Annotated in this window: 17 protein-coding genes; 10 read left to right on the forward strand and 7 right to left on the reverse strand. The window is 58.3% G+C overall.

What is annotated here, in order from left to right:
• Positions 1-5: 5 nt before the first annotated feature.
• Entirely contained in the window at positions 6-1,001 is a 996-nt protein-coding gene (locus QS713_RS02290) for a stage II sporulation protein M (RefSeq protein WP_313272120.1), read from the forward strand.
• A gap of 214 nt (positions 1,002-1,215) precedes the next feature.
• Here QS713_RS02290 and QS713_RS02295 read toward each other — a convergent pair whose 3' ends face one another.
• The 6 genes from QS713_RS02295 to QS713_RS02320 are packed head-to-tail and all read right to left on the reverse strand — an operon-like array spanning position 1,216 to position 7,719.
• Entirely contained in the window at positions 1,216-2,526 is a 1,311-nt protein-coding gene (locus QS713_RS02295; RefSeq protein ID WP_313272121.1) for a DUF58 domain-containing protein, read from the reverse strand.
• Positions 2,523-3,482: an AAA family ATPase gene (locus QS713_RS02300; RefSeq protein WP_313272122.1), complete on the reverse strand. Its 960-nt coding sequence runs from the start codon at positions 3,480-3,482 to the stop codon at positions 2,523-2,525. Before QS713_RS02300 ends, QS713_RS02295 begins: the two co-directional genes overlap by 4 nt.
• Positions 3,475-4,620 (reverse strand): DUF4350 domain-containing protein, encoded by a 1,146-nt coding sequence (locus tag QS713_RS02305; protein WP_313272124.1) that lies wholly within the window; start codon positions 4,618-4,620, stop codon positions 3,475-3,477. The genes QS713_RS02300 and QS713_RS02305 overlap by 8 nt, the downstream gene beginning before the upstream one ends.
• On the reverse strand, positions 4,613-5,365 hold the full coding sequence (locus QS713_RS02310; RefSeq protein ID WP_313272126.1) for a DUF4129 domain-containing protein: 753 nt from the start codon (positions 5,363-5,365) through the stop codon (positions 4,613-4,615). The genes QS713_RS02305 and QS713_RS02310 overlap by 8 nt, the downstream gene beginning before the upstream one ends.
• An 18-nt stretch (positions 5,366-5,383) precedes the next feature.
• Positions 5,384-6,652, reverse strand: a complete 1,269-nt coding sequence (locus QS713_RS02315) for a glycerophosphoryl diester phosphodiesterase membrane domain-containing protein (protein ID WP_313272127.1) — start codon at positions 6,650-6,652, stop codon at positions 5,384-5,386.
• A gap of 29 nt (positions 6,653-6,681) precedes the next feature.
• Entirely contained in the window at positions 6,682-7,719 is a 1,038-nt protein-coding gene (locus QS713_RS02320) for a diacylglycerol/lipid kinase family protein (RefSeq protein WP_313272129.1), read from the reverse strand.
• A 131-nt stretch (positions 7,720-7,850) separates the two neighbouring features.
• Here QS713_RS02320 and serS point away from each other — a divergent pair, with 131 nt between their 5' ends.
• The 6 genes from serS to QS713_RS02350 all read left to right on the forward strand — a co-directional run bounded on the left by serS (position 7,851) and on the right by QS713_RS02350 (position 15,180).
• A complete protein-coding gene (gene serS, locus QS713_RS02325) occupies positions 7,851-9,125 on the forward strand; it encodes a serine--tRNA ligase (RefSeq protein ID WP_313272131.1) in 1,275 nt (424 codons plus the stop codon).
• Between the two features lie 6 nt (positions 9,126-9,131).
• Complete coding sequence (locus QS713_RS02330; protein ID WP_313272132.1) at positions 9,132-10,037, forward strand: HAD family hydrolase; 906 nt, start codon at positions 9,132-9,134, stop codon at positions 10,035-10,037.
• Positions 10,038-10,198: 161 nt separating this feature from the next.
• Positions 10,199-12,298, forward strand: coding sequence for a pyruvate formate lyase family protein (locus QS713_RS02335; protein ID WP_313272134.1), 2,100 nt, complete (start codon positions 10,199-10,201; stop codon positions 12,296-12,298).
• Positions 12,299-12,420: 122 nt separating this feature from the next.
• Positions 12,421-12,672, forward strand: a complete 252-nt coding sequence (gene grcA2 / locus QS713_RS02340; RefSeq protein WP_102216461.1) for an autonomous glycyl radical cofactor GrcA2 — start codon at positions 12,421-12,423, stop codon at positions 12,670-12,672.
• A gap of 69 nt (positions 12,673-12,741) precedes the next feature.
• Positions 12,742-13,596 (forward strand): pyruvate formate-lyase-activating protein, encoded by an 855-nt coding sequence (gene pflA, locus QS713_RS02345; RefSeq protein ID WP_313273711.1) that lies wholly within the window; start codon positions 12,742-12,744, stop codon positions 13,594-13,596.
• Between the two features lie 252 nt (positions 13,597-13,848).
• Complete coding sequence (locus QS713_RS02350; protein WP_313272136.1) at positions 13,849-15,180, forward strand: AGE family epimerase/isomerase; 1,332 nt, start codon at positions 13,849-13,851, stop codon at positions 15,178-15,180.
• A gap of 11 nt (positions 15,181-15,191) precedes the next feature.
• Here the strand turns inward: QS713_RS02350 and QS713_RS02355 are convergent, their stop codons facing one another.
• Entirely contained in the window at positions 15,192-15,761 is a 570-nt protein-coding gene (locus tag QS713_RS02355) for a MogA/MoaB family molybdenum cofactor biosynthesis protein (RefSeq protein ID WP_313272138.1), read from the reverse strand.
• A 174-nt stretch (positions 15,762-15,935) separates the two neighbouring features.
• On the opposite strand from QS713_RS02355, the gene QS713_RS02360 reads away from it, so the two are divergent.
• The 3 genes from QS713_RS02360 (at position 15,936) to narH (ending at position 22,671) form a co-directional block, all read left to right on the forward strand.
• Positions 15,936-17,264, forward strand: a complete 1,329-nt coding sequence (locus QS713_RS02360) for a nitrate/nitrite transporter (RefSeq protein WP_376779543.1) — start codon at positions 15,936-15,938, stop codon at positions 17,262-17,264.
• A 134-nt stretch (positions 17,265-17,398) separates the two neighbouring features.
• Complete coding sequence (locus tag QS713_RS02365; protein ID WP_313272139.1) at positions 17,399-21,103, forward strand: nitrate reductase subunit alpha; 3,705 nt, start codon at positions 17,399-17,401, stop codon at positions 21,101-21,103.
• 59 nt (positions 21,104-21,162) lie between these two features.
• A complete protein-coding gene (gene narH / locus QS713_RS02370; RefSeq protein ID WP_313272141.1) occupies positions 21,163-22,671 on the forward strand; it encodes a nitrate reductase subunit beta in 1,509 nt (502 codons plus the stop codon).
• Positions 22,672-22,673: the final 2 nt, after the last annotated feature.

Consider the following 22,673-nt stretch of genomic DNA (forward strand, 5'->3'; position numbering starts at 1 on the left):
GACGTATGGATCTGGATGCGTTTGTCCTAAAAAATCGGGAGCTCTGGGAAGAACTAGAGCACCTATCAAAACTGAGCAAACTGGACTCTGTGCAGGCACAACGCCTCGTGGACCTGTACAAAACCACTTCCACACACCTATCGTTTGTCCGCACGCGCACGCCCGATCCGATGCTGGTGTCTTACCTTTCGGCCATTCTGGGTAAGGCCCGGCGGCGGGCGGGGCAGACAAAAGTGTTTCACGCCCGCAGCGTCGGACAGTTCTTTACCCGCACCTTCCCGTCGGTTTTATACCAGTTGAGGTACTGGTGGATCACCACGATGGTGGTTTCAGTACTATTTGCTTTCATCGCCGGGTTCTGGCTGACGCACCACCCGGAAGTGGTGGAACAGGTGCTCGGTAGCGAGCAGGTTAAGGAAATGGCTAACAACCAGTTTGAAGACTACTACTCGACCTACCAGGCCAGTGAGTTCGCAGCGCAAGTGTGGACAAACAACGCTTGGGTTGCCGTACAATCCATCGCGCTGGGAGTAACCGGGGTAATGGTGGTGAAAGTACTGTTTGAAAACATGATGAACCTCGCAGTTTCTGGCGCGGTCATGTTTACCGCCGGTAAAGGCAGTATTTTCTTCGGACTCATCTTGCCCCACGGGATGCTAGAAATGACGTGCGTGTTCGTCGCCGCCGGCGCGGGGCTAGCACTGTTCTGGTCTTGGGTGGCACCGGGCGCGCGCACGCGCGCACAAGCATTCGGCGAATGCGGACGCAAAGTACTTATGCTCAGCCTCGGGCTTGCAATAGTGCTGCTTCTGTGCGGGATCATCGAAGCGTTCGTAACTCCCTCCCCACTGAACACCGCTGTGCGCGTAGGGATCGGACTGACCGCGTGGATAGGCTTCATGCTGTACGCACTCCTACTTGGCAAACGCGCTTACCAGAACGGGGTTGACGGCGACATCCCCCTGTGGCAGCGAGACGCCCAAACCGTCACCGCAATATAGTCCAGTTAAGGCCAGAGCATAAAGCCAACCAAACTGCCGCAACCCAACCAAACCGGCGCAACCCAACCAAACTGCCGCAACCCAACCAAACCGCCGCAACCCAACCAAACCGCCGCAACCCAACCAAACCGGCGCCAAATAGTCTGCTCAAAGAGGGGTCTGCTCAAGGGTGGGCTAGTCTGCTGAGAAGCAGTGGGTAACAGTTCGCGCGGGCTTAAGACAGTAGGCCGCGAGCTTTTAACGCCAGGTAGTGGTCCACTACCGCCATCGGAAGGTTCTCCGCGTCGCGCTCAACCACGGACACGCCCATGGCCTCAAGACCTGTAATTGCCTGACGGGAACGCTCCCGCAACGTTTCATACGCGGCGGCCCGGTACACGTCCGCGGCAGTGGTTTCGGCTTCATCGGTTGGCAGGTTTAAAATCCCATCTTCACTATCTGCAACCGACGCGATCATAACCCGGTGCTTATTCGCCAGCACACTCAACTGGGGGAGCAGCGCATCAGCCAGCACGGTCGGGTCGATTGAAGTGAAAATGACAATTAGCGACACCTTATTTCCCAAGCCATGCACCGCCGCCGCAAGCCTGGCCCAGTTCGCCTCTATCATCTGCGGGTCCACGTGCATCAACGCGTGGGACACGTCGTTCAACGCGTCGGCGTTCGCAGGTCGCACCACTTGCTGTTCCACCTCGTTACTGCCCGCAATCATCGAAATGTGATCACCAGCCCGCGCACAAACCGCAGACAGCAGCAAAGTTGCATCCATCGCCGTATCCAACCTGGGGGTGTCCGCAATGCGCGCTGCCATCACGCGGGAAGTGTCCAGTAGCATCACCACGTGCCGATCCCGCTCGGGCCGCCACGTGCGCACAATCAACTCATCGTCCGTGCGCGCCGTAGCCCGCCAGTCAATGGAACGCACGTCGTCGCCATCAACCCACTCGCGCAACGAGTCAAACTCCGTTCCCTGCCCGCGGATCCGCGCCGTTGCCATGCCCTCAACGGCACGCAACTTAGCGAACGCCACCGGAAGTTTTGCCTTAGAAGGAAACGCCGGGAGGGAATCCAACTCACCGGGGCATTCAAACGACAATTGGCGCGCCACCAGCCTCATACGCCCCCACGAACGTACCGTAATCCGGTCGGTACACAACCGGCCCCGCCGCGTCGGCGTCAGGTCAGACGTGTGTTCCACGCTCTCACCAGCGCGAATGCGGGTAGAGAAAATGTGGTTGTGCGCTCCCGCAGAAGGCTGCCACGCGTCCCGCACATCCGCGCGCATATCCCTTTTACCCGCGTTCATAATCGTGAGGGACGTGGTGGAAGGCTCACCCGCATGCACCGCGCTGGAACGCTCACGCCGCATCGACAACTTCCGCGGGCTCGCCGCAGTCGCATAATCCAAACCGCACATCACCAGCACAAACACGAGCCACAAGCCAGCAACGTAACGCTGCTGCACAATCACCAACGGGATAATGCCCGCTAACAGTAAGGCGGCGGGACGCCACGAAACACTCATCGCGGTACAGTCACCGAATCCAACGCCGACGCCAGCACGGACTCAACTTTCAACCCTTCAACCTCCGCTTCTGGCCGCAATGCCAACCGGTGCGCGATCGTGGGGAACACCAGGGACTTCACATCGTCCGGCGTCACAAAATCGCGGCCCGAAAGCCATGCCCACGCCCGCGCCGTCGCCAGCAACGCGGTTGCCGCACGCGGGGACATCCCTAAGTTCAACGACGGCGCAACCCGCGTGGCCCGCGCAATATCCACGATGTAGCCCACAACCTCATCGCGAATCGACACGTCCTGCACCGCCCGCATCGCAGCCTGCAGATCCTCCCCACTGGCCACGGGCTGCAAGCCCGCCTCATCCAAATCAGACGGATCAAACCCGTGCGCGTGCCTAGACACAATCTCCACTTCCTGATCACGCGCCGGAATGTCCATGTTTATTTTCAGCATGAACCGGTCCAACTGCGCTTCTGGCAGCGGGTAAGTACCTTCGTACTCAATGGGGTTCTGCGTTGCCGCCACCATGAACGGTTTCGGTAGGTAATGCGGCTGCCCATCCACGCTCACCTGCCGTTCCGCCATCGATTCCAGCAGCGCCGCCTGCGTTTTTGGAGGCGTGCGGTTAATCTCGTCCGCCAAGAACAGGTTCGTGAAAATCGGGCCGGCATGGAAGTTGAACTCGCCCGCCGCCCGGTTGTACATCAGAGACCCGGTAATGTCACCGGGCATGAGGTCCGGGGTGAACTGCACGCGTTTAGTGTCAAGCGAAAGTGCTTTCGACAGGGCGCGCACCAGCAGGGTTTTCGCGGTTCCTGGCACGCCTTCGAGGAGGACGTGCCCACCGGTGAGGAACCCGATCATCAGCCCGGTAACCGCGGCGTCTTGCCCCACCACGGCTTTGGACACCTCGGAACGCACGCGCAGTAGGGCGTCGCGAGGGTTTGTCGATTCAGTCATGGGTAACCTCCTGAAGGATCTGCGTTATTAGTCGGCTGTAATGAATGAGTTCTGTTTCGGAAACTATCTGTTTGCCGTACAGGGTGTCACGCACCTGGTTTTCTTCGCGCCCGGTTCGGGCGGCAACCCGCCTCACCAGCACGGCGGGGTGGAAGTGTGTTCCCAGGCCGAAAGCGCGGGCCAGTTGGTGACGTGCGCCCACCCGGATGGCTTCTAACGGCACTCCCGGGTCTGCACTTTGCTCGTAGAGCCTCCCTAACGCTTCCGTGGTTTCTGTTGCGCGCACCACCACGGGGAGGGGCTCGGTTGCTAGGCGTCCGAACCGGCGGCCCCGCCACAGCATGAGGGCCAGCACCGCGAATCCGGCAAGCACTGCTGCGGAGTAGAACCACGGTGGCAGGAGCAGCAGGAACCCGGTTGCGGTGGGGTCCACTTCCGTCTTCGGGTCGAGGGCGGGCAGGTACCAGATTAAATCTTCGGATGCGGACAGGGACGCTAGGGCTGCTGCCGCATTGTCGTGGTATCGGATTGATAGGTTCGTGTAGATCGTGGGGTCGCCAAGCAGTACAGTCTGAGGGTGCCGCTCGTTCGCAGGCAGGGTGAGGGCGGGTTCGCCAATACAGTTTTCGGGCGCGTTCTCGGTTGAAGCAGCGGTGAATCGCATCGCTAAACCGTCCACCATTTTCGCGTTCCCAAACACGCCGGCGGTGCAGTGGACGTTCAGGTAGGTAGTTTTGGCGATGGTTTGCGCTTGCCCAGCGCGCACGTTTATTCCCAGGTCGTGCAGCTGTTCTTGGCTTCCCCCCAGAAATATTGTGCGGCGCGCTTTCTTGAGGGCGTTTCTCACTTTCGCCACGTCTTTTTCTTCGATGGCGTCCGCGTCTGTAATCACCACCGTTTTGCCTTGCACGGCTTCCAACTGGTTGGCCCAGTGAATCGACTGGGTTTTCACCCCGTGCTGCTTTAATACTTGAACCACCGCTTTTGTCCCCATGGGGCCGGGTGACTTTGCGTCAAGCGGCACCTGTTCTTTCGACGAGGGGGCAAACCAGGCGAGTAGCACGACCGCAACCACCGCGATAACCACCCACATCACGATCGCTCGGGTGTTGCGAGTCAGCGGCTTAGATTCACTCATCGCCACCTCCTTGCGCTTCCGGACGACCCTGCGTTTCCGGGTGGCCTTGCGTTTCCGGACGCCCCTGCGTTTCCGAATGTCCCTGAGGTGACGGGTAGCTGTGAGATTCCGAGTATCCTTGAGGCGCTTGCTTGCGTTGGTGGGCAGCGCTCAGTTGTTCAAAAATCGCGAGGATCTGCTGCGCGTCCTCACGCGTGGTGCGCGGCGCTGGGGTTTGCGCGTACGCGGCGATGTTGAATGCGCGGGTGGCGTGTGTTGCCGCCGATTTCAGAGCAGGGAAATGTGCCTGCAGTTCCCGCTGCACGTCCCCGGCTGTTCGCCCAGGGGAGGCGTGCATGATTTTTGCGCGGTCCAACAGGGCCACCACTGCGCGGAACGCATCTATTACCGCGGCATCCGGATCAGTTTCCAAGGCGGCGCGGGCGCGGGATGCGTACTCTTCAGCACTCACAGTTGGGTCCAGCAAAGCGTCTTCAACGGAAGCTTCGCCACGGACTTTACGGTGTTTGCGGATCCTCCAGATTATTAGCCCAAGAACTGCAACGATTATGATTGCTGCGATGATCGCAACCGTGTACCCCACTTCATTTGGGGGTAAGTGGACGGCTGTGAGAAGTTCTTGAAGCCAGCGGTTGAACACCGCTTGGAGCATGTCGAACGTGTTGTATTCCGCGTGGGAGAGTTCGCGTTCCAACAGTTCCCGCGCCTCATCGGGATCTGGAGTAAATGCAGTGGAAACTAACATATCCGCTGTATCTTCGTATTAGTGAGTTTGCGACTCGTTCAGTAGCTGCATGTCGAAACCTTCTTTCCGGATCCGTTGGTCTACGTAAAGCATGGTTACCACACCCGCTTGGATTGGGATGGTTAGAACGAATGAGATTGCGTAGCTGATCGCGGTCACCGCAGCGGACAGCGCGGAAAGCGTTGCCGCGCTAGTGTTTGCGAGCCCCACAATCACACCTAACCCGATTGATAAGGGCATGGAGATGACGCCAACGACGACGCTGATGGCGATCATGGTGAGAATCAGGATTCCAGCCAGTCGCCACGTATTTCCTTTAGAAAGTCGCCAGCTACGAAAAATAGCTTTGAGGGGGGAGAGTTTTTCTTCCACCACCGCGGGCATGGTTAGGGCGAAGCGGGCGTTCAACAAGGCTGCGATCAGGATCCCCACAATCGCCAGAAGAGGAATGACCCACACCAGGTGGATACTGTCGATCTGCGAGCTGGCGACTATGAAAATAGCAGCTGCAACCACCGCCGCGATCGTCACCAGCCCCACCGTTGTGGTGATTATTGAAATCACGATTCCCGCACCGAGCGCGGGCAATAGCCGTGGTTTCGCACCGGCCCACACTTGTTTTAGGTTCAGTTTGTAACCGCGTACTGCCGCAAGCGTAACCAGTACCAGCATCGGGATCGCCAGCAGTGTGAGCAGCCCTGTGAGCAGCTGCGATCCAATGCTTTGCAGACCTACGGGGATGAAGGCCAGGATTAGCTGTTGCGGATCTTCCCCCAGTTCTGGCATTGGGGTGTTGGTGACGATTGCGCTAGAAACCCCCGCTAGGAGCGCGCCGATAATACCCACCAGAACCGCGAGCCCAAGCGTGCCCGCCGGGTTAAAACGAATCAGGCTGAACACGGCTTCGAAAAAATCCGTTAACTTCAGCGGTCGGATTGGGATGATCCCCGGTTTCACTACCGACCACCCGTAAGATGACGGGGGTTTGCTCCACGGGTTACTCACCTGAGTGTCCGTTTGCTGGTAATTCCCCTGGCTGTTCGCGCCTTGGGGGAGCATTTGCGCGTTTGCGCGACCTTCTTTGGGCTCTGAGTTGCCCTCACGGCTCATCTTTTCAGCACCAGGTTCTTCAGCGCCAGTGAATTCAGGGCCCGTAGCCGGGTTCGTTTTTTCCCCTGAGGAGGTTGCTGCGTCGCCTGGTTCGAGTGGGTCAGCGTCACGGTTTTCCCGCGGCGGCTCCTCGGTTGGCCCTCCGGGGTTGACCCATGGGTTGTTGGCGTCGCTCATGCGTTTTTCCTCCTCTAAATACCGGCTGTTCAGCCGTGTCTTAGTGTCAGTGCCTGCTTGTCGATGCGCACAAACACGTCTCGTGCCTTTCCAATCGTGTCACCGTCCACTTGCGTTAACCGCGGTTTTCGGGTGCGTGTCGAGATTGTTCGGGCTCTACGAAAGTCTAAACGACCGTCCGTGCCCGGTAAATAGCTTTGCTTAATTCCCACGCCCTGCGCAGCTATTTTGGAAAACAGGTCGAGCCACCCAATGAGCCCACTTTGCGTGGCGAACACGGTCACGTCAATTAGCCCGTCGTTAATCTGCGCGCCCGGCACCAGGGTGATCCCCGCCATCAGCTGGCTGCAGTTCGCGAACAAGATCGACCGGCCGGTAACGCGGTAGCGCCGGTGCCCATCCAGTTCCACTAACGTCTTAATATTTGGGACCTTGAGGGTGCGGGCTCCCGCTACCACGTAAGCGCCCCACCCCATGTGTTTTTTCAAGCGTGTGTCCGTGCCGGCAAACAGTTCCGCATCCCACCCTTGGCCTGCGATTACGAGGAACGGGTACTCGTTGGCTGCCGGTGGGGTGACGTCGCGGGCACGCAGCATCTGTAAATGCGATTCGGGTAGCAGCCTCCCCTCAGGCAGTAACACCGGTGGTTCATCCCCGCGTTCAATGCGTAGCCACGAAATGTCGGCGTGCGAGTTGTAGCCGTAGAACGCGATCTCCACTGCTTCTGCCACGTCGTCTGGGGGAATCCCAATATTGCGGCCCAACAGGTTCCCGGTTCCGTACGGCAGTATTGCCAGCGGCACGTCCGTGTTCGCAACCCCCGCGGCAACGGCCCGCACCGTACCGTCTCCCCCCGCGGCTAGAACCAGCGAAGCACCCGCCGCTACCGCCCGGGCTGCCTGCCCCGTCCCGGGGTCCGTAACGCTCGTGGGCAACCACGTGGGTTCGCCCGCGTTCGTTTCTAAACAAAAACTCCGCACCAAACGCTTCAACCGGTGCAGCCGCGCGACCTTCGCGGGATTATAAATCACATACACGCCGCCGTGCGCGTGGGGGGTGGTCGTCAAAACAAGCTCCTAACCAGACCGAAACCAAGCGTTTCAAAACACCGGTCTGCTAACAGCCAGTTTAACCGTAGCGACACGAAAACTGCCCGCGCGAATACCAGGCACCCGCTTACCCGCGGTAGTCTTAAAGCATGATTGACCTGAAACAGCTTCGTGAGGACCCCCAACCAGCCCGCGATTCACAGATCGCTCGGGGCGCTGACCCAAATCTTGTAGATCAGATCCTGCAAGTCGATGAGGCCCGGCGCGCAGCCCTGCGTGATTTCGAAACGAAACGGGCCGAACAAAAGGCCGTGTCGAAATCAATCGGGAAAACCCCGAAAGAAGAACGCGCCGGAGTTCTCGAAAAAGCTAAAGCCCTCGCCGAAGAGGTGAAAACGCTAGAAGCCAAAGCGAATACGGCAGCTGAGGAACTAGAAAAACTTGCGCGCAGCCTCGACAATATTGTGCTGCCACAAGTCCCATCGGGTGGGGAAGACAAATTTGAGGTCCTGCGCCACGAAGGCGGAGCCCCCCGCGACTTCACCAAAGAAGGTTTTACTCCCAAAGACCACTTGGAACTGGCTGAAGGGCTCGACGCGATCGACATGAAACGCGGCGCAAAAGTATCCGGATCGCGCTTCTACTACCTCAAGGGTGTGGGGGCGCGGCTTGAACTAGCGCTGTTGACAATGGCGATGGACCAGGCGGTGGACGCCGGATTCACCCCGATGATGACCCCCACTTTGGTTACCCCACAAATCATGGGGGGCACCGGGTTCCTCGGGGAACATTCCGACGAAATCTACTACCTGCCCGCCGACGACCTGTACTTAACGGGCACGTCCGAAGTGGCGCTCGCGGGCTACCACAAGGATGAGATTTTAGATTTAGATGAGGGGCCGCGGCGCTACATGGGGTGGTCCACGTGCTACCGGCGCGAAGCCGGTGCGGCGGGTAAGGACACGCGGGGGATTATTAGGGTCCACCAGTTCAATAAGGCAGAAATGTTCTCTTACTGCCCGCCGGAACAGGCGGAAAAGGAGCACGCTCGGTTGCTGGCGTGGGAAGAGCAGATGCTCGCGAAAGTAGAACTTCCCTACCGCGTGATCGACACGGCGGCGGGCGACTTGGGCTCCTCGGCAGCCCGCAAGTTTGACTGCGAAGCATGGTTGCCCACCCAGGAGCGGTGGATGGAAGTGACCTCCACGTCTAACTGCACCACTTTCCAGGCGCGCCGGTTAAATATTCGCCAACGCAAAACCGACGGCAACGTGATTGCCGCAACCCTAAATGGGACGCTAGCGACCACCCGTTGGATCGTAGCAATTTTGGAAAACCACCAGAATGCAGACGGTTCAATCAACGTTCCGCAGGCACTGCAGCCCTATATGGGTGGTGTAAGCGTGCTCGAACCCATACAGTAAGGAGCGATGAGTAATCCATTACTGACACCGCCGCCTACCACACTTCCGCCGATGCCGTTCGAGCATCTGCTGGACCAGGCGGCAGCGGATTTACCCGGCACCCTCGAGCAAGCGGGGCCGAACCTGCTGGTGGCACTTGACCTGGACGGGACTTTACTGACTGTAGACGGGGCCACCCCTAGGTCTAAACAAGCGGTTGCCCAGCTGCAGGACGCGGGCGCGCACGTGGTGCTTTCTACCGGACGGGGGATCAACGCGACCCTGCCGGTGTTGGAGGAAGTGGGGATCCGTGACGGTTGGGCCGTGTGCTCCAACGGGGCGATTACCCTGCAAATAACCGATGGGCACGCGCAGGCGGTGCAGCGGTTCGACTTTGACCCCCAGCCAACCATCTCCACGATTGTCACGGAGTTCCCCGACGCGTTCTTTGGATGCGAACGCCTCCCCATGGGCTACTGGCTGTCGCGCCCGTTCCCACCCGGGGAACTACTGGAGGACGAACACACCGTGATAGTTAAAGACATCGCGGACGTCGCCAGCACTCGCACCACCAAACTGATAGTGCGGGAACTGAATGTTACGCGCGACGAGTTCGCGCAGCGCATCGGCCAGCTAGACCTGCCGGGCGTGGAAATCGCCGTTGGGTGGACCGCCTGGTTGGACGTCAGTGCGGAAGGGGTCACCAAAGCCTCCGGGTTAGAAGCACTGCGCGAACAACTGGGGGTACCAGAAACCGGTACTGTTGCGATCGGTGATGGGACCAACGACCTAGCGATGCTGCAGTGGGCACACCACGGCGTCGCCATGCAGGGAGCAAGCGACGAAGTTAAAGCAGCTGCAAACGCCGTCACCGGCCCCGCCGAATACGATGGCGCACCTGCAGTTATGGCCGCATTACTAGGGAAACGGTAGCGCCGCTAACCACCCTCAAGAAACCACAAAAATTCCATTCGTGAACTAGATCGCACAGGTGTGATCTTTAAATCCAACTGAGGAACCGCCTCGCAAGCTCGGATACGATTAGGAAGTAGTAGAAAAACCGTAAATATAAGCACGTCTAAGGAGATGAGAAAGTGGCTAAGGACGCTTCGAAACCTGAAACGCAAGCGTTTGAGGAAGCCTGGGCCGATTTCAAAACCGGTAACTGGACCGAAAACATTGACGTTCGAGATTTCATTCAGCAAAACTACACGCCTTACGAAGGCGGTGAAGAGTTCCTAGAAGGACCCACAGACAAAACGTTGCGTCTTTGGGACACTCTTGAAAAGAACTACCTTTCCGTCGAACGTGAACGCCGCGTGTACGACGTTGACGTTGACACGCCCGCCGACGTAGATGCCTTCCCTGCAGGCTACATCAGTGAAGATGATGACGTTGTGGTCGGCTTGCAAACCGACGTTCCACTTAAACGCGCGATGATGCCTGAGGGCGGGTGGCGCATGGTTGAAACGGCGATTAAAGAAGCCGGTAAAGAACCCAACCCCGACGTGAAAAAGATCTTTACCCAATACCGTAAGACGCACAACGACGCGGTATTTGACATTTACACGCCCCGCATCCGCGCTGCGCGCTCTTCCCACATCATCACCGGCTTGCCCGACGCGTACGGGCGCGGACGCATCATCGGGGACTACCGCCGCGTTGCCCTCTACGGCGTGGACAAACTGATTGAAGAGAAGCAAAAAGACAAAGACGCCGTTGCTAACCAACCGTTCTCGGAGCACTGGGCGCGCTACCGCGAAGAACACGCGGAGCAAATCAAGGCCCTGAAGAAGCTGAAGAACATGGCTTCCGCATACGGGTTCGACATTTCTAAACCCGCCCAGAACGCGCAAGAAGCCGTGCAGTGGACGTACTTCGGGTACCTGGGTTCCATTAAGAGCCAAGACGGGGCCGCCATGTCGATCGGGCGCCTATCTGGGTTCTTCGACATTTACTTCGAACGCGACTTCAAACGCGGTGTGCTCGACGAGAAAGCAGCGCAAGAAATCATCGACTCCCTGGTGATCAAACTGCGGATCGTGCGGTTCCTCCGTACCATCGCGTACGACCAGATTTTCTCGGGCGACCCATATTGGGCCACCTGGTCGGACGCCGGCTTCGGCGAAGACGGACGCACCCTGGTGACGAAAACGTCTTTCCGCCTGCTGCAAACCCTCATGAACCTCGGGCCCGCACCGGAACCGAACATCACGATCTTCTGGAACGAAAACCTTCCCGATGGCTACAAGCGGTTCTGTGCCCGCGTTTCGATTGAAACTTCCTCAATCCAGTATGAGGCCGACGACCAGATTCGGTCCCACTGGGGCGACGACGCGGCAATCGCCTGCTGTGTTTCCCCCATGCGGGTAGGTAAGCAAATGCAGTTCTTCGGGGCGCGCGTTAACGCGGCTAAAGCCCTGCTGTACGCCATCAACGGTGGGCGCGACGAAGTGTCGGGCAAGCAGGTCATGGACGGTTACGAACCAATCAAGTCCGATGGCCCCCTAGATTTTGATGAGGTCTGGGAAAAGTACGAGCAGATGCTCGACTGGGTGGTGGGCACCTACGTGGAAGCCCTCAACATCATCCACTACTGCCACGACCGCTACGCGTACGAAGCAATGGAAATGGCGTTGCATGACTCCGACATTGTCCGCACCATGGGATGCGGTATCGCGGGCCTGTCGATCGTGGCGGACTCCCTGTCGGCGATCAAATACGCCACCGTGACCCCCGTTCGGGACGAAACAGGGCTGGTTGTGGACTACAAGACGGAAGGGGAATTCCCCCGCTACGGTAACGACGATGACCGCGCGGACGACATCGCCGCAACCATCGTGCACACCGTGATGTCCAAGATCAAAGCGATCCCCATGTACCGCGACGCGATCCCAACGCAGTCGGTTCTGACCATCACCTCGAACGTCGTGTACGGCAAGGCGACCGGGTCGTTCCCCTCAGGGCACGAAGCGGGAACCCCATTTGCACCGGGTGCTAACCCCGAAAACGGGGCAGACACCCACGGGATGCTGGCTTCCATGCTTTCGGTCGGTAAACTCGACTACACGGACGCCCTCGACGGCATCTCACTGACCAACACCATCATCCCCTCGTCGCTGGGCCGCGACCTGAGCGAACAGGTATCGAACCTGGTTGGCATCATGGACGCCGGCTTCATCAAGCAAGACTAAGCGCGGGGCTAACCAACGCAGCGGTAAACATAACCACAAGGGTTCGCGCGGAACCTCAACGAGCAGAACTAGCTATAGGGTTCGCGCAGAACCTCAAGAAGCAAAATAATAAGGAGACAAAAATGGCAACCATGACTTTTGAACAGCGCCTGGCGTCCATGAAAGAAAACCGGGCGGATAACGGTGGGGTAAAAGGCCTGTACCACGCGAACATCAACGTGCTTAACCGCGAAACGCTGGAAGACGCGATGGAGAACCCAGAGAAGTACCCGCAGCTGACGGTCCGCGTGTCGGGTTACGCCGTGAACTTTGTGCGCCTAACGCGTGAACAGCAGCTAGACGTGCTGTCGCGCACGTTCCACGACGGCATGTAAGTTTGAGGGATTAACTCGATTTTGAGTGAACAACTCGATAGGGGCGGTGCGTTCTGGCAGACGGAGGGTCTGACCGGGGAGTACCGCCCCGAACCGTTAGAAGAAGAAGTCCCCAGGGTTTCTGGGGCGGGCCTGCAGGGGATTAAGAAGGCTCCGGAGTTGGATCGGCACGCGCATTTTGAAGCGGTGCGGGCCGGGGAGATTGGTTCCGTGCACTCGTGGGAGTTAGTGACCGCGGTTGATGGGCCGGGCACGCGCATGACCACGTTCTTCGCGGGCTGTCCACTGCGATGCCTGTACTGCCACAACCCCGACACGTTCAAAATGCGTAACGGTACCCCCGTGATGACCGATGACCTGATGGACCGGATCCGCCGGTATAAAGCCGTGTTCCGGGCCAGTAAAGGTGGGGTCACGTTCTCGGGTGGGGAACCGCTGATGCAACCGAAGTTCCTTGAGAACCTGCTGGTGCGGTGCCGGGAACAGGGGATCCACACGACGATCGACACGTCGGGTTTCCTAGGACGGTCTGCGACGGACACGATTTTGGATAACTTGAACCTCGTGCTGCTTGACGTCAAATCTGGGGACCCGGACACGTACAAGAAAACGACTTCGCGCCCCCTGGAACCCACCGTGCAGTTCGGAAACGTGCTCGCGCAGCGGGGGATTCCCGTGTGGACCCGGTTCGTGCTGGTCCCGGGGCTCACGGACGATCCGGATAACGTGGAGCAAGCCGCGCGGATAGTGAGCGCGTGGCCGAACGTGGAGCGGGTTGAAGTGCTCCCGTTCCACCAGATGGCACGCGATAAATGGGACAGCCTGGGCATCGACTACCAGTTAGCTGACGTGGAACCCCCGTCGAAACAAGCCACGGAGGCAGCGCGGAACATATTCCGCGATCACGGCCTCACCGTGTTCTAAACCGCCTCTGAAAACTTGGGGCACTTCCGTAAGCACTGCCCGTAACGGTCTTGGAACGCGTCCGTAACGCCTCTGAAAACTTGGGGCACTTCCGTAAGCACTGCCCGTAATTGTCTTGGAACGCGTCCGTAACGCCTCTGAAAACTTGGGAAACTACCGAACGCAACCCCGCGTGTAAGCGGAGGCGCTAGCCTGGAGTTAAGACAGCTAGTTGCCCGTGGGTGGGCGGTAGTTCCAACGAGGGGATGCGTTATGAGCTGGTTAGATTCCATTGAACACAACCGTTGGTTGAGTAAGCATTTGCAGGCGCTGGTTGAAACCGGTCGGTCCGCGATGGTGCCAACGGGGTTTGGGATGTTGAATCCCGATGGGAGTATTGACAAGACCCGCCCGGTGGATCTGGCTGCCACCGCCCGGTTTACCTACGTGTTCTGTTTAGCTACCGAACTGGGGATTCCGGGGTCGCGTAAGTATGCGGACCACGGGGTGCGGTGTTTACGTAAGTATTTTAAGGACCCGGAGTTTGACGGTTGGTTTTTCGCGATTGAACACCAGCCGGATGCGGATGGCAACGGGGTGCCGCACGGTGAGGATGGGGCGTGGAAACGCCAGTATTCGAACGCGTTCTTGCTGTTAGCGGCGGCGTCGGCAACGGTGGCTAACCGGCCGGGTGGTAACGAGCTCCTGCTGGAAGCGATGCGGGACCAAGAGGCGCATTGGTGGGACGAAACTGTGGATCGGGTGCGGGCCCGCTATAACCGCGACTATTCGGAGTTGGCGGATTACCGGGGCATGGACTCCAACTTGCACACGACGGAAGCGTACCTCGCGGTCGCGGAAGTGATGGACGATCCGGTGTGGATAGACCGGGCTACCGCGATTTTGCGGTTCGTGTACGAAGAGGCGTCGAATAACGATTGGCGGGTGGGGGAACACTACGATTCCAACTGGGAGCCGCTGAGGAATTACCCGGGGCATTCGCGCGGTGTGCAGCACTTTCCGAATGCGGTGGTGATTGGCCACCAGATGGAGTGGGCTCGGCTTGCCGTTCACGTGCGGGCGGCTAATAAAACGATTGGGCGCACCTCACCGGATTGGCTTTTGGAACTGTCCCAAGAGATGTTTGAACGCGCCCGCGTGGACGGGTGGCGTCGTAACGGGAAACCGGGGTTCGTGTATTCCGTTGATTTTGAGGGCAATGTGGTGGATGCGTCCCGGATGCAGTGGATTGTTTCTGAGGGGATTGCCGCAACGATTGCCCTGCGGCAAGCGGTGTTGGATGACGGCGGAAGTATTGGTTCCGTGGAGCACTACGACCACCACTACCGTTCGTGGTTGGATTACGTGGAGGAGTACGTGATTGAGCAGCCCGGGTATTGGCACCGGTGCCTGTCGGAAGATAATGAGGTCACGGAGTCTTACCTGCCGGGTTTGAAAGACAATTACCACGCGGTGCAGGCACTGTTGATGCCCCGGTTGCCGCTGTGGCCGCCGTTTGCTGCGGCGATTTCGAGGGGCCTGTTGGATAAACCGCATCAGCCAGAGCGGGAGGCGAAAGGGTGGCGGTTGGGCCGTCGCCGGTAGCTGGGCCTGCGCTAGTTTGATTCCTCTGCCACTAGCTTGAACGTGTCTGGGTCCAGTTGTTCTAGTACATGAGGGATGAGCGGGCCCACTACGGTGATGGTGTCTTTTACGCCGCCGCGCGACCCGGCGGAGTTGACGATGAGTACCCCGTCGGAATCTTGGGAGGTTACGCCCACGAGTCCGCGCGACAGGGACGCCAGTGGGGTCATCGACAGGCCTTGCTGCGCGATTTGCCAGCGAATCGCATCCAGGTGTGCGGCCAGTAGCGGTTCAGTTGCTTGAGGGGTGACGTCGCTCGAAGTCACACCGGTTCCACCGCAGGTGAGGATCACCCGGGCGCCGCGCGCGATTGCATCTTTGATTGCGCCTTGTACCTCAGCGGAATCTTCGTCCACCAGAACGAGGTCTGGGGTGTCAACTTGGTGTTTTCCCAGCAGCTCTCGTGCTAGGTTACCGGCACTGTCAGGTTGTGTGGCACGAATGCGGTCGTGCGCTACCACAATTACCGCACCTGCGACGCGTTGTCGTAGTTTTGCCAGTTTCTTCTGTTTCATCTTCGAGTTGGTGTTCTTATCGCCCATCCCTTACCCCCTCATTTATGTAATTATGGACTTACTTTAATTGTGTTTGTGCTCGTCGCATCCCGGGTCTGGCGACCCTCAAGAAAGCCCTTGCAGTCAGCACATTCTCTCCCACTATATTAAACCGGAAAAAGGTGTGAATATTTGTGGAATGCTAGGGCCGATAAGTAGTAAATGCGTGAGGATGACATGGTAAGTAAGGAATCAAAATACCTCCTAAAGGGGTGGGATCCGAACGATCCCAAGAAGTGGAACGCCAGCATTGCGTGGCGCACCCTAGCGATTAGTACGTTCTCAATGATCCTCGCGTTCTGCGTGTGGTTCCTAGTGTCAGCGATCGCGCCGAAACTAAACGAAATCGGTTTTGACCTGACGAAGGCGCAACTGTATTGGCTCACGTCGATGCCGGGCTTGTCGTGCGGGGTGCTGCGTTTGATCTACACGTTCCTACCGCCAATTGTGGGCACGCGTAAACTCGTGGGCATTTCCTCACTGCTGTACATAATCCCGATGCTCGGCTGGTTTTTTGCCGTGCAGAACACGAACACGCCGTACTGGTGGCTGCTGACCCTAGCGTTTATGTGCGGTATCGGCGGCGGGTCGTTCTCTGGCTACATGCCGTCCACCGGCTACTTCTTCCCTAAACGCCTGTCGGGCACCGCTTTGGGCCTGCAGGCCGGCATTGGGAACCTGGGAATGTCAATCATTCAGCTGGTTGGGCCACTGCTGATGGGTTTCTCATTGTTTGGTCTCACCTGGTTGTCTCCGCAGCATGGTGACGGCGGCCCCCTATGGGTTCACAATGCGGCCGCGTTCTTCATTCCGTGGTGCATTGTGGCTGCGATTTTGGCATTTTGGTTGTTGAGGGACGTGCCGATCCAAGCGAATATTAAACAGCAGCTAGACATTTTCTCTAACCCCAACACCTGGTACATGACGGTGCTGTACGTGATGACGTTCGGGATTTTCTCGGGGTTCTCTGCCGTGTTCGGACTGTTGATTAACGACAACTTCGGGGCTCAGTCACCACTGAAGCTCGCGGTTACGGGCGCGTCATTCGCGTTCCTCGGGCCCCTGATCGGTTCCGTGGTGCGGATGCTGTGGGGCCCGTTTTGTGACAAAATGGGTGGAGCGATTTGGACGTTCATCTCGGGCGTGGGGATGGCGGTGTCACTCGCAGTGGGGGGCTACTTCCTCATGAATCCGAAGAGTAAAACGGACTTCTACTTTTTCTTAACTGCAATGCTGGTAATGTTCTTGTTCTCTGGGTTCGGAAACGCGGGGACGTTCAAGCAGATGCCGATGATCATGCCGGCGCGTCAGGCCGGAGGGGCGATTGGTTTCACCGCTGCTGTGGCGTCATTGGGGCCGTTCGTGGTTTCGATGGCACTAACAGCGGTGTCGGCTTCCACCTGGTTCTTTATTTGCGCGGTGTTCTGCGTGGTCGGATCCGTGTTGTGCTGGAAGCAGTACGCGCGCAAAGGGGCGCCGTTCCCAGGCTAGGGGCCGGGACGGTGCTGGGCGGGTGATTCTTGAAAAGCACGAGGTTCTTAACAGCACGAGGTTCTTGAAGGACGCGGGGTTCGCCAGGGTAGTGGCAGCGTTTGGGCACAGACAGATTTGCGGAAAGGGTAACGATGGCTAACTCATCTTTATTGAAACTGGGCGCTAAACTGCGCAGAGGTGATGTCAGTGAAGACGCGCGGCAAATGTTTTTGCTGGGTGGGCGGGAAGCCGACAACTTTTACCGCCAGCGCTTCAGCCATGACAAGGTTGTGCGTTCTACCCATGGGGTGAACTGCACGGGTTCGTGTTCTTGGCGCGTGTTCGTTAAGGATGGGTTGATCACGTGGGAGGCTCAGGCGGTGGACTACCCGTCCACGGGTCCGGATATGCCTGACTACGAGCCGCGTGGGTGCCCGCGTGGCGCCGCGTTTTCTTGGTATGAGTATTCCCCAACCCGTATCCGCTACCCTTATATTCGTTCGGTGCTTCTTGAGGCGTACCGGGAAGCTAAGAAGTCTCACTCAGATCCGGTGGATGCGTGGAATGCGGTGGCCTCAGACCCGAAGTTGGCGAAGCGTTACAAGTCGCAGCGCGGTAAAGGTGGGATGGTGCGGGCTACGTGGCAGGAAGCCACGGAAATCACGGCGGCCGCAACGGTTTCAACCATCAAGGAGTACGGTCCTGATCGCCTCGCGGGCTTCTCGGTGATTCCTGCGATGTCCATGGTCTCTTACGGTGCGGGCGCACGCTTCCTAGAGCTCTTGGGTGGCACCATGCTTTCGTTCTACGACTGGTACGCGGACTTGCCAATGGCCTCACCGCAAGTATTTGGGGATCAAACGGACGTGCCTGAGGCCGGCGACTGGTTCAACGCCACCTACCTGCTGGTGTGGGGTTCGAACCTGCCACTTACCCGCACGCCCGACGCACACTTCATGACGGAGGCGCGTTACCACGGGCAGAAAATGGTATCGATCAACCCGGACTATTCAGACAACACGAAGTTTGCGGACGAGTGGTTGCGCGTGAACCCGGGTACCGATGCGGCATTAGCGCTCGGGATGGGGCACGTGATCCTCAAGGAATTCCACGTGAAGAAGCAAACCCCGTACTTCCTGGACTACATGCGCAAGTACACTGACAGCCCGTTCTTGGTGAAACTGGAGCAGACAGAGCAGGGGCTGGTGCCGGGCAAGTTCCTCACGGTACAGGACGTGACGAGTGTTTCGGAGCAGACGAAGAACGCGCCGAAACCGGAAGCGCGGTACCTGGTGATGGATAAAGATGGGACGGTTAAAGACCCGCGTGGCACTATGGCGGACCGGTTTAGTCCCGAGGGGCATGGCCACTGGAATTTGAAGATGGAGGGCGTGGACCCCGTGATGAGCCTCGCGGAGGTGAGCGGAAAGCCAACCGAGGTGACTCTGCCGCGCTTCGATCTGGTGCCCGATGGCAAAGCGGCCCAGCACTCGGTGGGTGCGGGCGCGGTTAAACGCGGAGTGCCGGCCATTAACTACGACGGCCACTGGGTCACCACGGTGTACGACCTGCTGCTCGCTCAATACGGGGTGGAGCGCGAGGGTCTGCCGGGGCAGTGGCCAGAGGGGTACGCGGATACTTCTAGCCCGTGCACCCCGGGTTGGGCGGAGTCGATCACGGGGGTACCTGCGAACGCGACCATCCGGGTTGGTCGGGAGTTCGCGCAGAACGCGGACGATTCGAAGGGCCGCTCTCAGATCGTGTTGGGGGCGGGTACTAACCACTATTTCCACTCCGACCAGGTGTACCGCACAATCTTGGCCCTGACGTCGATGTGTGGCACGCAGGGTGTGAACGGTGGTGGCTGGGCGCACTACGTGGGGCAAGAGAAGGTGCGTCCAGTGGCATCATTCCAGCACTACGCATTCGGCTTGGATTGGCACCGGCCGCCGCGCCACATGATTTCCACGGGATTTTGGTATTTAGCAACCGAGCAGTGGCGTTACGACGCGTTGAAAACCTCGCGGTTAGCGTCCGCGGTTTCGACCGCGAAGGTTGAGGACGTGAACGTTGCGGATTCATTGTTGGAAGCGCAAGAACGCGGGTGGACACCCACGTACCCGCAGTTCAACAAGTCACCTCTGCAGTTAGGACGCGAAGCGAAAGCCGCAGGTTTGGATGTGGGCCCGTATGTGGCGCAAGAGCTGGAGGCGGGTCGGTTGGAGTTCGCGTCTAAAGACCCATCTAATCCGGTGAACTACCCGCGGGTGTTGTTTAACTGGCGGACGAACCTGCTGGGCTCTTCCGCGAAGGGCACGGAGTACTTTTTGCGGCACATGCTGGGTGCCGATAATGACGTGCAGGGTGAGGAACTGGGTGAAGCGCAGCGGCCCAAGCACATGCGGTGGCGGGAGCAGGGCGCGGACGGCAAGTTGGATTTGTTTGTGACCGCAGATTTTCGCAACACCTCTACCACGTTGCATTCGGACATCGTGTTCCCAGCTGCTACCTGGTACGAGAAGCACGACTTGTCGACCACGGACATGCATCCGTACATCCACACGTTTAACGCGGCGATTAACCCGCCGTGGGAGGCGCGCACGGACTTTGAGCTGTATTCAAACCTGGCGGACAAGGTCTCTGAGCTAGCTGCCGGCCACCTGGGAGTGGAAACAGACGTGGTGGCGTGCCCGTTGAACACGGATACGCCCGACGAGCTGGCTAACCCAAATGGGGTGGTGGTGCCGCGCGCGGAATGCGGGTGGGTGCCGGGGCAGAATATGCCGAAGATTGTGCCGGTAGAGAGGGACTATTCGGCGATTGGGCAAAAATTCAAGTCGATTGGCCCGCTGCTTGAAAAACTGGGGGAGACGGTTAAAGGCGTCACGCTGCACCCGGAGCCCGAAGTGAAAGAGATGGCGAAAGAGTACGGGCTAGTGGACACCCCGATTGGCCCGCGCCCGTCGTTAGCTACTGATTTGGCGGCGTGCGAGTTCATTTTGAAGTTCTCGGGCGCTACGAACGGGAGGCTGGCTACCCGCGGTTTTGAACAGCTGCAAGAAAAGGTCGGGAGCGTTGGGAACATGGCGGAGATGTCGGCGGGCCAGGAGGACCACGAGATCTCGCTGAAAGAGGTGCAGTTGGCACCGCAGTCGGTGATAACGACCCCGGAGTGGTCTGGTTCCGAGCATGGGGGGCGGCGTTACACGGCGTTCAGCCAGAACGTGGAGTATATGAAACCGTGGCACACCCTCACGGGGCGGATGCATTACTATTTGGATCACGACTGGATGGATGCGTACGGCGAGACCATGCCGATCTATAAACCACCTTTGGATTTGCATCATTTGTTTGGTGAGGCAGCGCCCGGCACTGTGCGTGAAGATGGCAGTGGGGGCGCGGAAGTGGCGGTGCGTTATTTGACGCCGCACAATAAGTGGTCGATTCACTCGCAGTATTTTGACAACTTGTACATGCTGACGCTTGGGCGCGGCGGGCAAACCGTGTGGATGAGCCCGGCGGATGCGAAGAAGATTGGGGTTAAGGACAACGAGTGGATTGAGGCGCATAACCGTAACGGCGTGGTTTCTGCGCGGGCGATCGTGTCGCACCGGATCCCGGAGGGCACGGTGTATATGCACCACGCGCAGGAGCGGATTACGCACACGCCGTTGAATGAGGGCACGGGGAAGCGCGGGGGGACGCATAACTCTCTGACCCGCATTTTCCTTAAGCCCACGCACCTGATTGGTGGGTATGGGCAGTTGTCTTACGCGTTCAATTACATTGGGCCGACGGGTAACCAGAGGGATGAGGTGACGGTGATTCGCCGGCGTAGTCAAGACGTGGAGTTTTAGAAGATTTTGGGCCGGAACGGTTTTAGGTCTGGGAAGTTTTTGACAGGGAGGATGCAGCCATGAAGGTAATGAGCCAAGTTGTGATGGTGATGAACCTCGATAAGTGCATTGGTTGCCACACGTGTTCGGTTACCTGTAAGCAGGCGTGGACTAACCGGGAGGGCACGGAGTACATCTGGTTTAACAACGTAGAGACGAAACCTGGTGTTGGCTACCCTCGGACTTGGGAGGATCAGGATAAGTGGCAGGGCGGTTGGAAGCGTACTAAATCGGGTAAGTTGGTGCCCCGTTCGGGTGGTAAGTTGCGTCAGCTTTCGAAGATTTTCGCGAACCCGCTGATGCCCGATATTGATGACTATTATGAGCCGTGGACGTATGACTACGATAAGTTGTTGAATGCGCCAGCGGATTCGAAGGCGTTGCCGGTGGCGCAGGCGCGTTCGCAGATGACTGGGCAGTCTTTGAAGAATATTGAGTGGGGTCCGAACTGGGATGATTCTTTGGCGGGGTCCACGGAGACGTTGGATGCGGACCCGGTTTTGAAGCAGATGAATATGAGTGTGAAGACGTCCATTGAGGAGTCGTTCATGTTCTACCTGCCGCGGATTTGTAACCATTGTTTGAACCCTACGTGTGTGGCTGCGTGCCCGTCTGGTGCGATGTATAAGCGTACGGAAGATGGGATTGTGCTGGTGGATCAGGATGCGTGCAGGGGTTGGCGGATGTGCGTGTCGGGGTGTCCGTATAAGAAGGTGTATTTTAATCACCATTCGGGTAAGGCGGAGAAGTGCACGTTGTGTTACCCGCGGATTGAGCAGGGTGAGCCGACTGTGTGTTCGGAAACGTGTGTGGGTCGGCTGCGTTATTTGGGTGTGATCTTGTATGACGCCGACCGGGTGAGTGAGGCTGCGGCCACTGAGAATGAGTGGGATTTGTATGAGGCGCAGCGGTCGATCATGTTGGATCCGAATGATCCTGAGGTGGTGGCTGCTGCTCAGGCGAGTGGGGTGCCGCATTCGTTTATTGATGCGGCGCAGCATTCTCCGGTTTATAAGTTGATTAAAGAGTATGATTTGGCGTTGCCGTTGCATCCGGAGTATCGGACGATGCCGATGGTTTGGTATATTCCGCCGCTGTCGCCGGTGGTGGATGCGGTGACGGCGTCGGGTAATGATGGGGAGGATCATAAGATTCTTCTGACTGCGATTGCGACGATGCGGATTCCGTTGGATTATTTGGCTGGTTTGTTTACGGCTGGGGATCCGCGTCCGGTTGAGCGGTCGTTGCGGCGATTGGCAGCGATGCGTTCGTATATGCGCGATATTACGTTGGGTAATGATCCGAATCCGCAGATTCCTGAGGCTGTGGGCATGTCTGAGGAGCAGGTGCGGGCGATGTATCGGTTGCTGTCGATTGCGAAGTATGAGGATCGGTATGTGATTCCGACAACGCATCCGGAGACGTTGCGCACGCCAACGGAGTATTTGTGTCCGGTGGGTGATCGGGCTGATTTTGGGCCTCGAGGTAATAAGGTGCCGGTGTCTATTGGGAAGCGTCCGGGGTTGTGAGT

The organism is Gleimia hominis (assembly GCF_032085515.1).
Lineage (GTDB): Bacteria > Actinomycetota > Actinomycetes > Actinomycetales > Actinomycetaceae > Gleimia > Gleimia hominis.

What these genes read in the sequence shown, in the direction of transcription:
- serS (WP_313272131.1), top strand. Translation starts at nt 7,851, where the DNA reads ATGATTGACCTGAAACAGCTTCGTGAGGACCCCCAACCAGCCCGCGAT.
- QS713_RS02315 (WP_313272127.1), bottom strand. Translation starts at nt 6,652, where the DNA reads ATGAGCGACGCCAACAACCCATGGGTCAACCCCGGAGGGCCAACCGAG.
- QS713_RS02290 (WP_313272120.1), top strand. Translation starts at nt 6, where the DNA reads ATGGATCTGGATGCGTTTGTCCTAAAAAATCGGGAGCTCTGGGAAGAA.
- QS713_RS02330 (WP_313272132.1), top strand. Translation starts at nt 9,132, where the DNA reads ATGAGTAATCCATTACTGACACCGCCGCCTACCACACTTCCGCCGATG.
- narH (WP_313272141.1), top strand. Translation starts at nt 21,163, where the DNA reads ATGAAGGTAATGAGCCAAGTTGTGATGGTGATGAACCTCGATAAGTGC.
- QS713_RS02300 (WP_313272122.1), bottom strand. Translation starts at nt 3,482, where the DNA reads ATGACTGAATCGACAAACCCTCGCGACGCCCTACTGCGCGTGCGTTCC.
- QS713_RS02295 (WP_313272121.1), bottom strand. Translation starts at nt 2,526, where the DNA reads ATGAGTGTTTCGTGGCGTCCCGCCGCCTTACTGTTAGCGGGCATTATC.
- grcA2 (WP_102216461.1), top strand. Translation starts at nt 12,421, where the DNA reads ATGGCAACCATGACTTTTGAACAGCGCCTGGCGTCCATGAAAGAAAAC.
- QS713_RS02360 (WP_376779543.1), top strand. Translation starts at nt 15,936, where the DNA reads ATGCGTGAGGATGACATGGTAAGTAAGGAATCAAAATACCTCCTAAAG.
- QS713_RS02355 (WP_313272138.1), bottom strand. Translation starts at nt 15,761, where the DNA reads ATGGGCGATAAGAACACCAACTCGAAGATGAAACAGAAGAAACTGGCA.
- QS713_RS02310 (WP_313272126.1), bottom strand. Translation starts at nt 5,365, where the DNA reads ATGTTAGTTTCCACTGCATTTACTCCAGATCCCGATGAGGCGCGGGAA.
- QS713_RS02305 (WP_313272124.1), bottom strand. Translation starts at nt 4,620, where the DNA reads ATGAGTGAATCTAAGCCGCTGACTCGCAACACCCGAGCGATCGTGATG.
- QS713_RS02350 (WP_313272136.1), top strand. Translation starts at nt 13,849, where the DNA reads ATGAGCTGGTTAGATTCCATTGAACACAACCGTTGGTTGAGTAAGCAT.
- QS713_RS02365 (WP_313272139.1), top strand. Translation starts at nt 17,399, where the DNA reads ATGGCTAACTCATCTTTATTGAAACTGGGCGCTAAACTGCGCAGAGGT.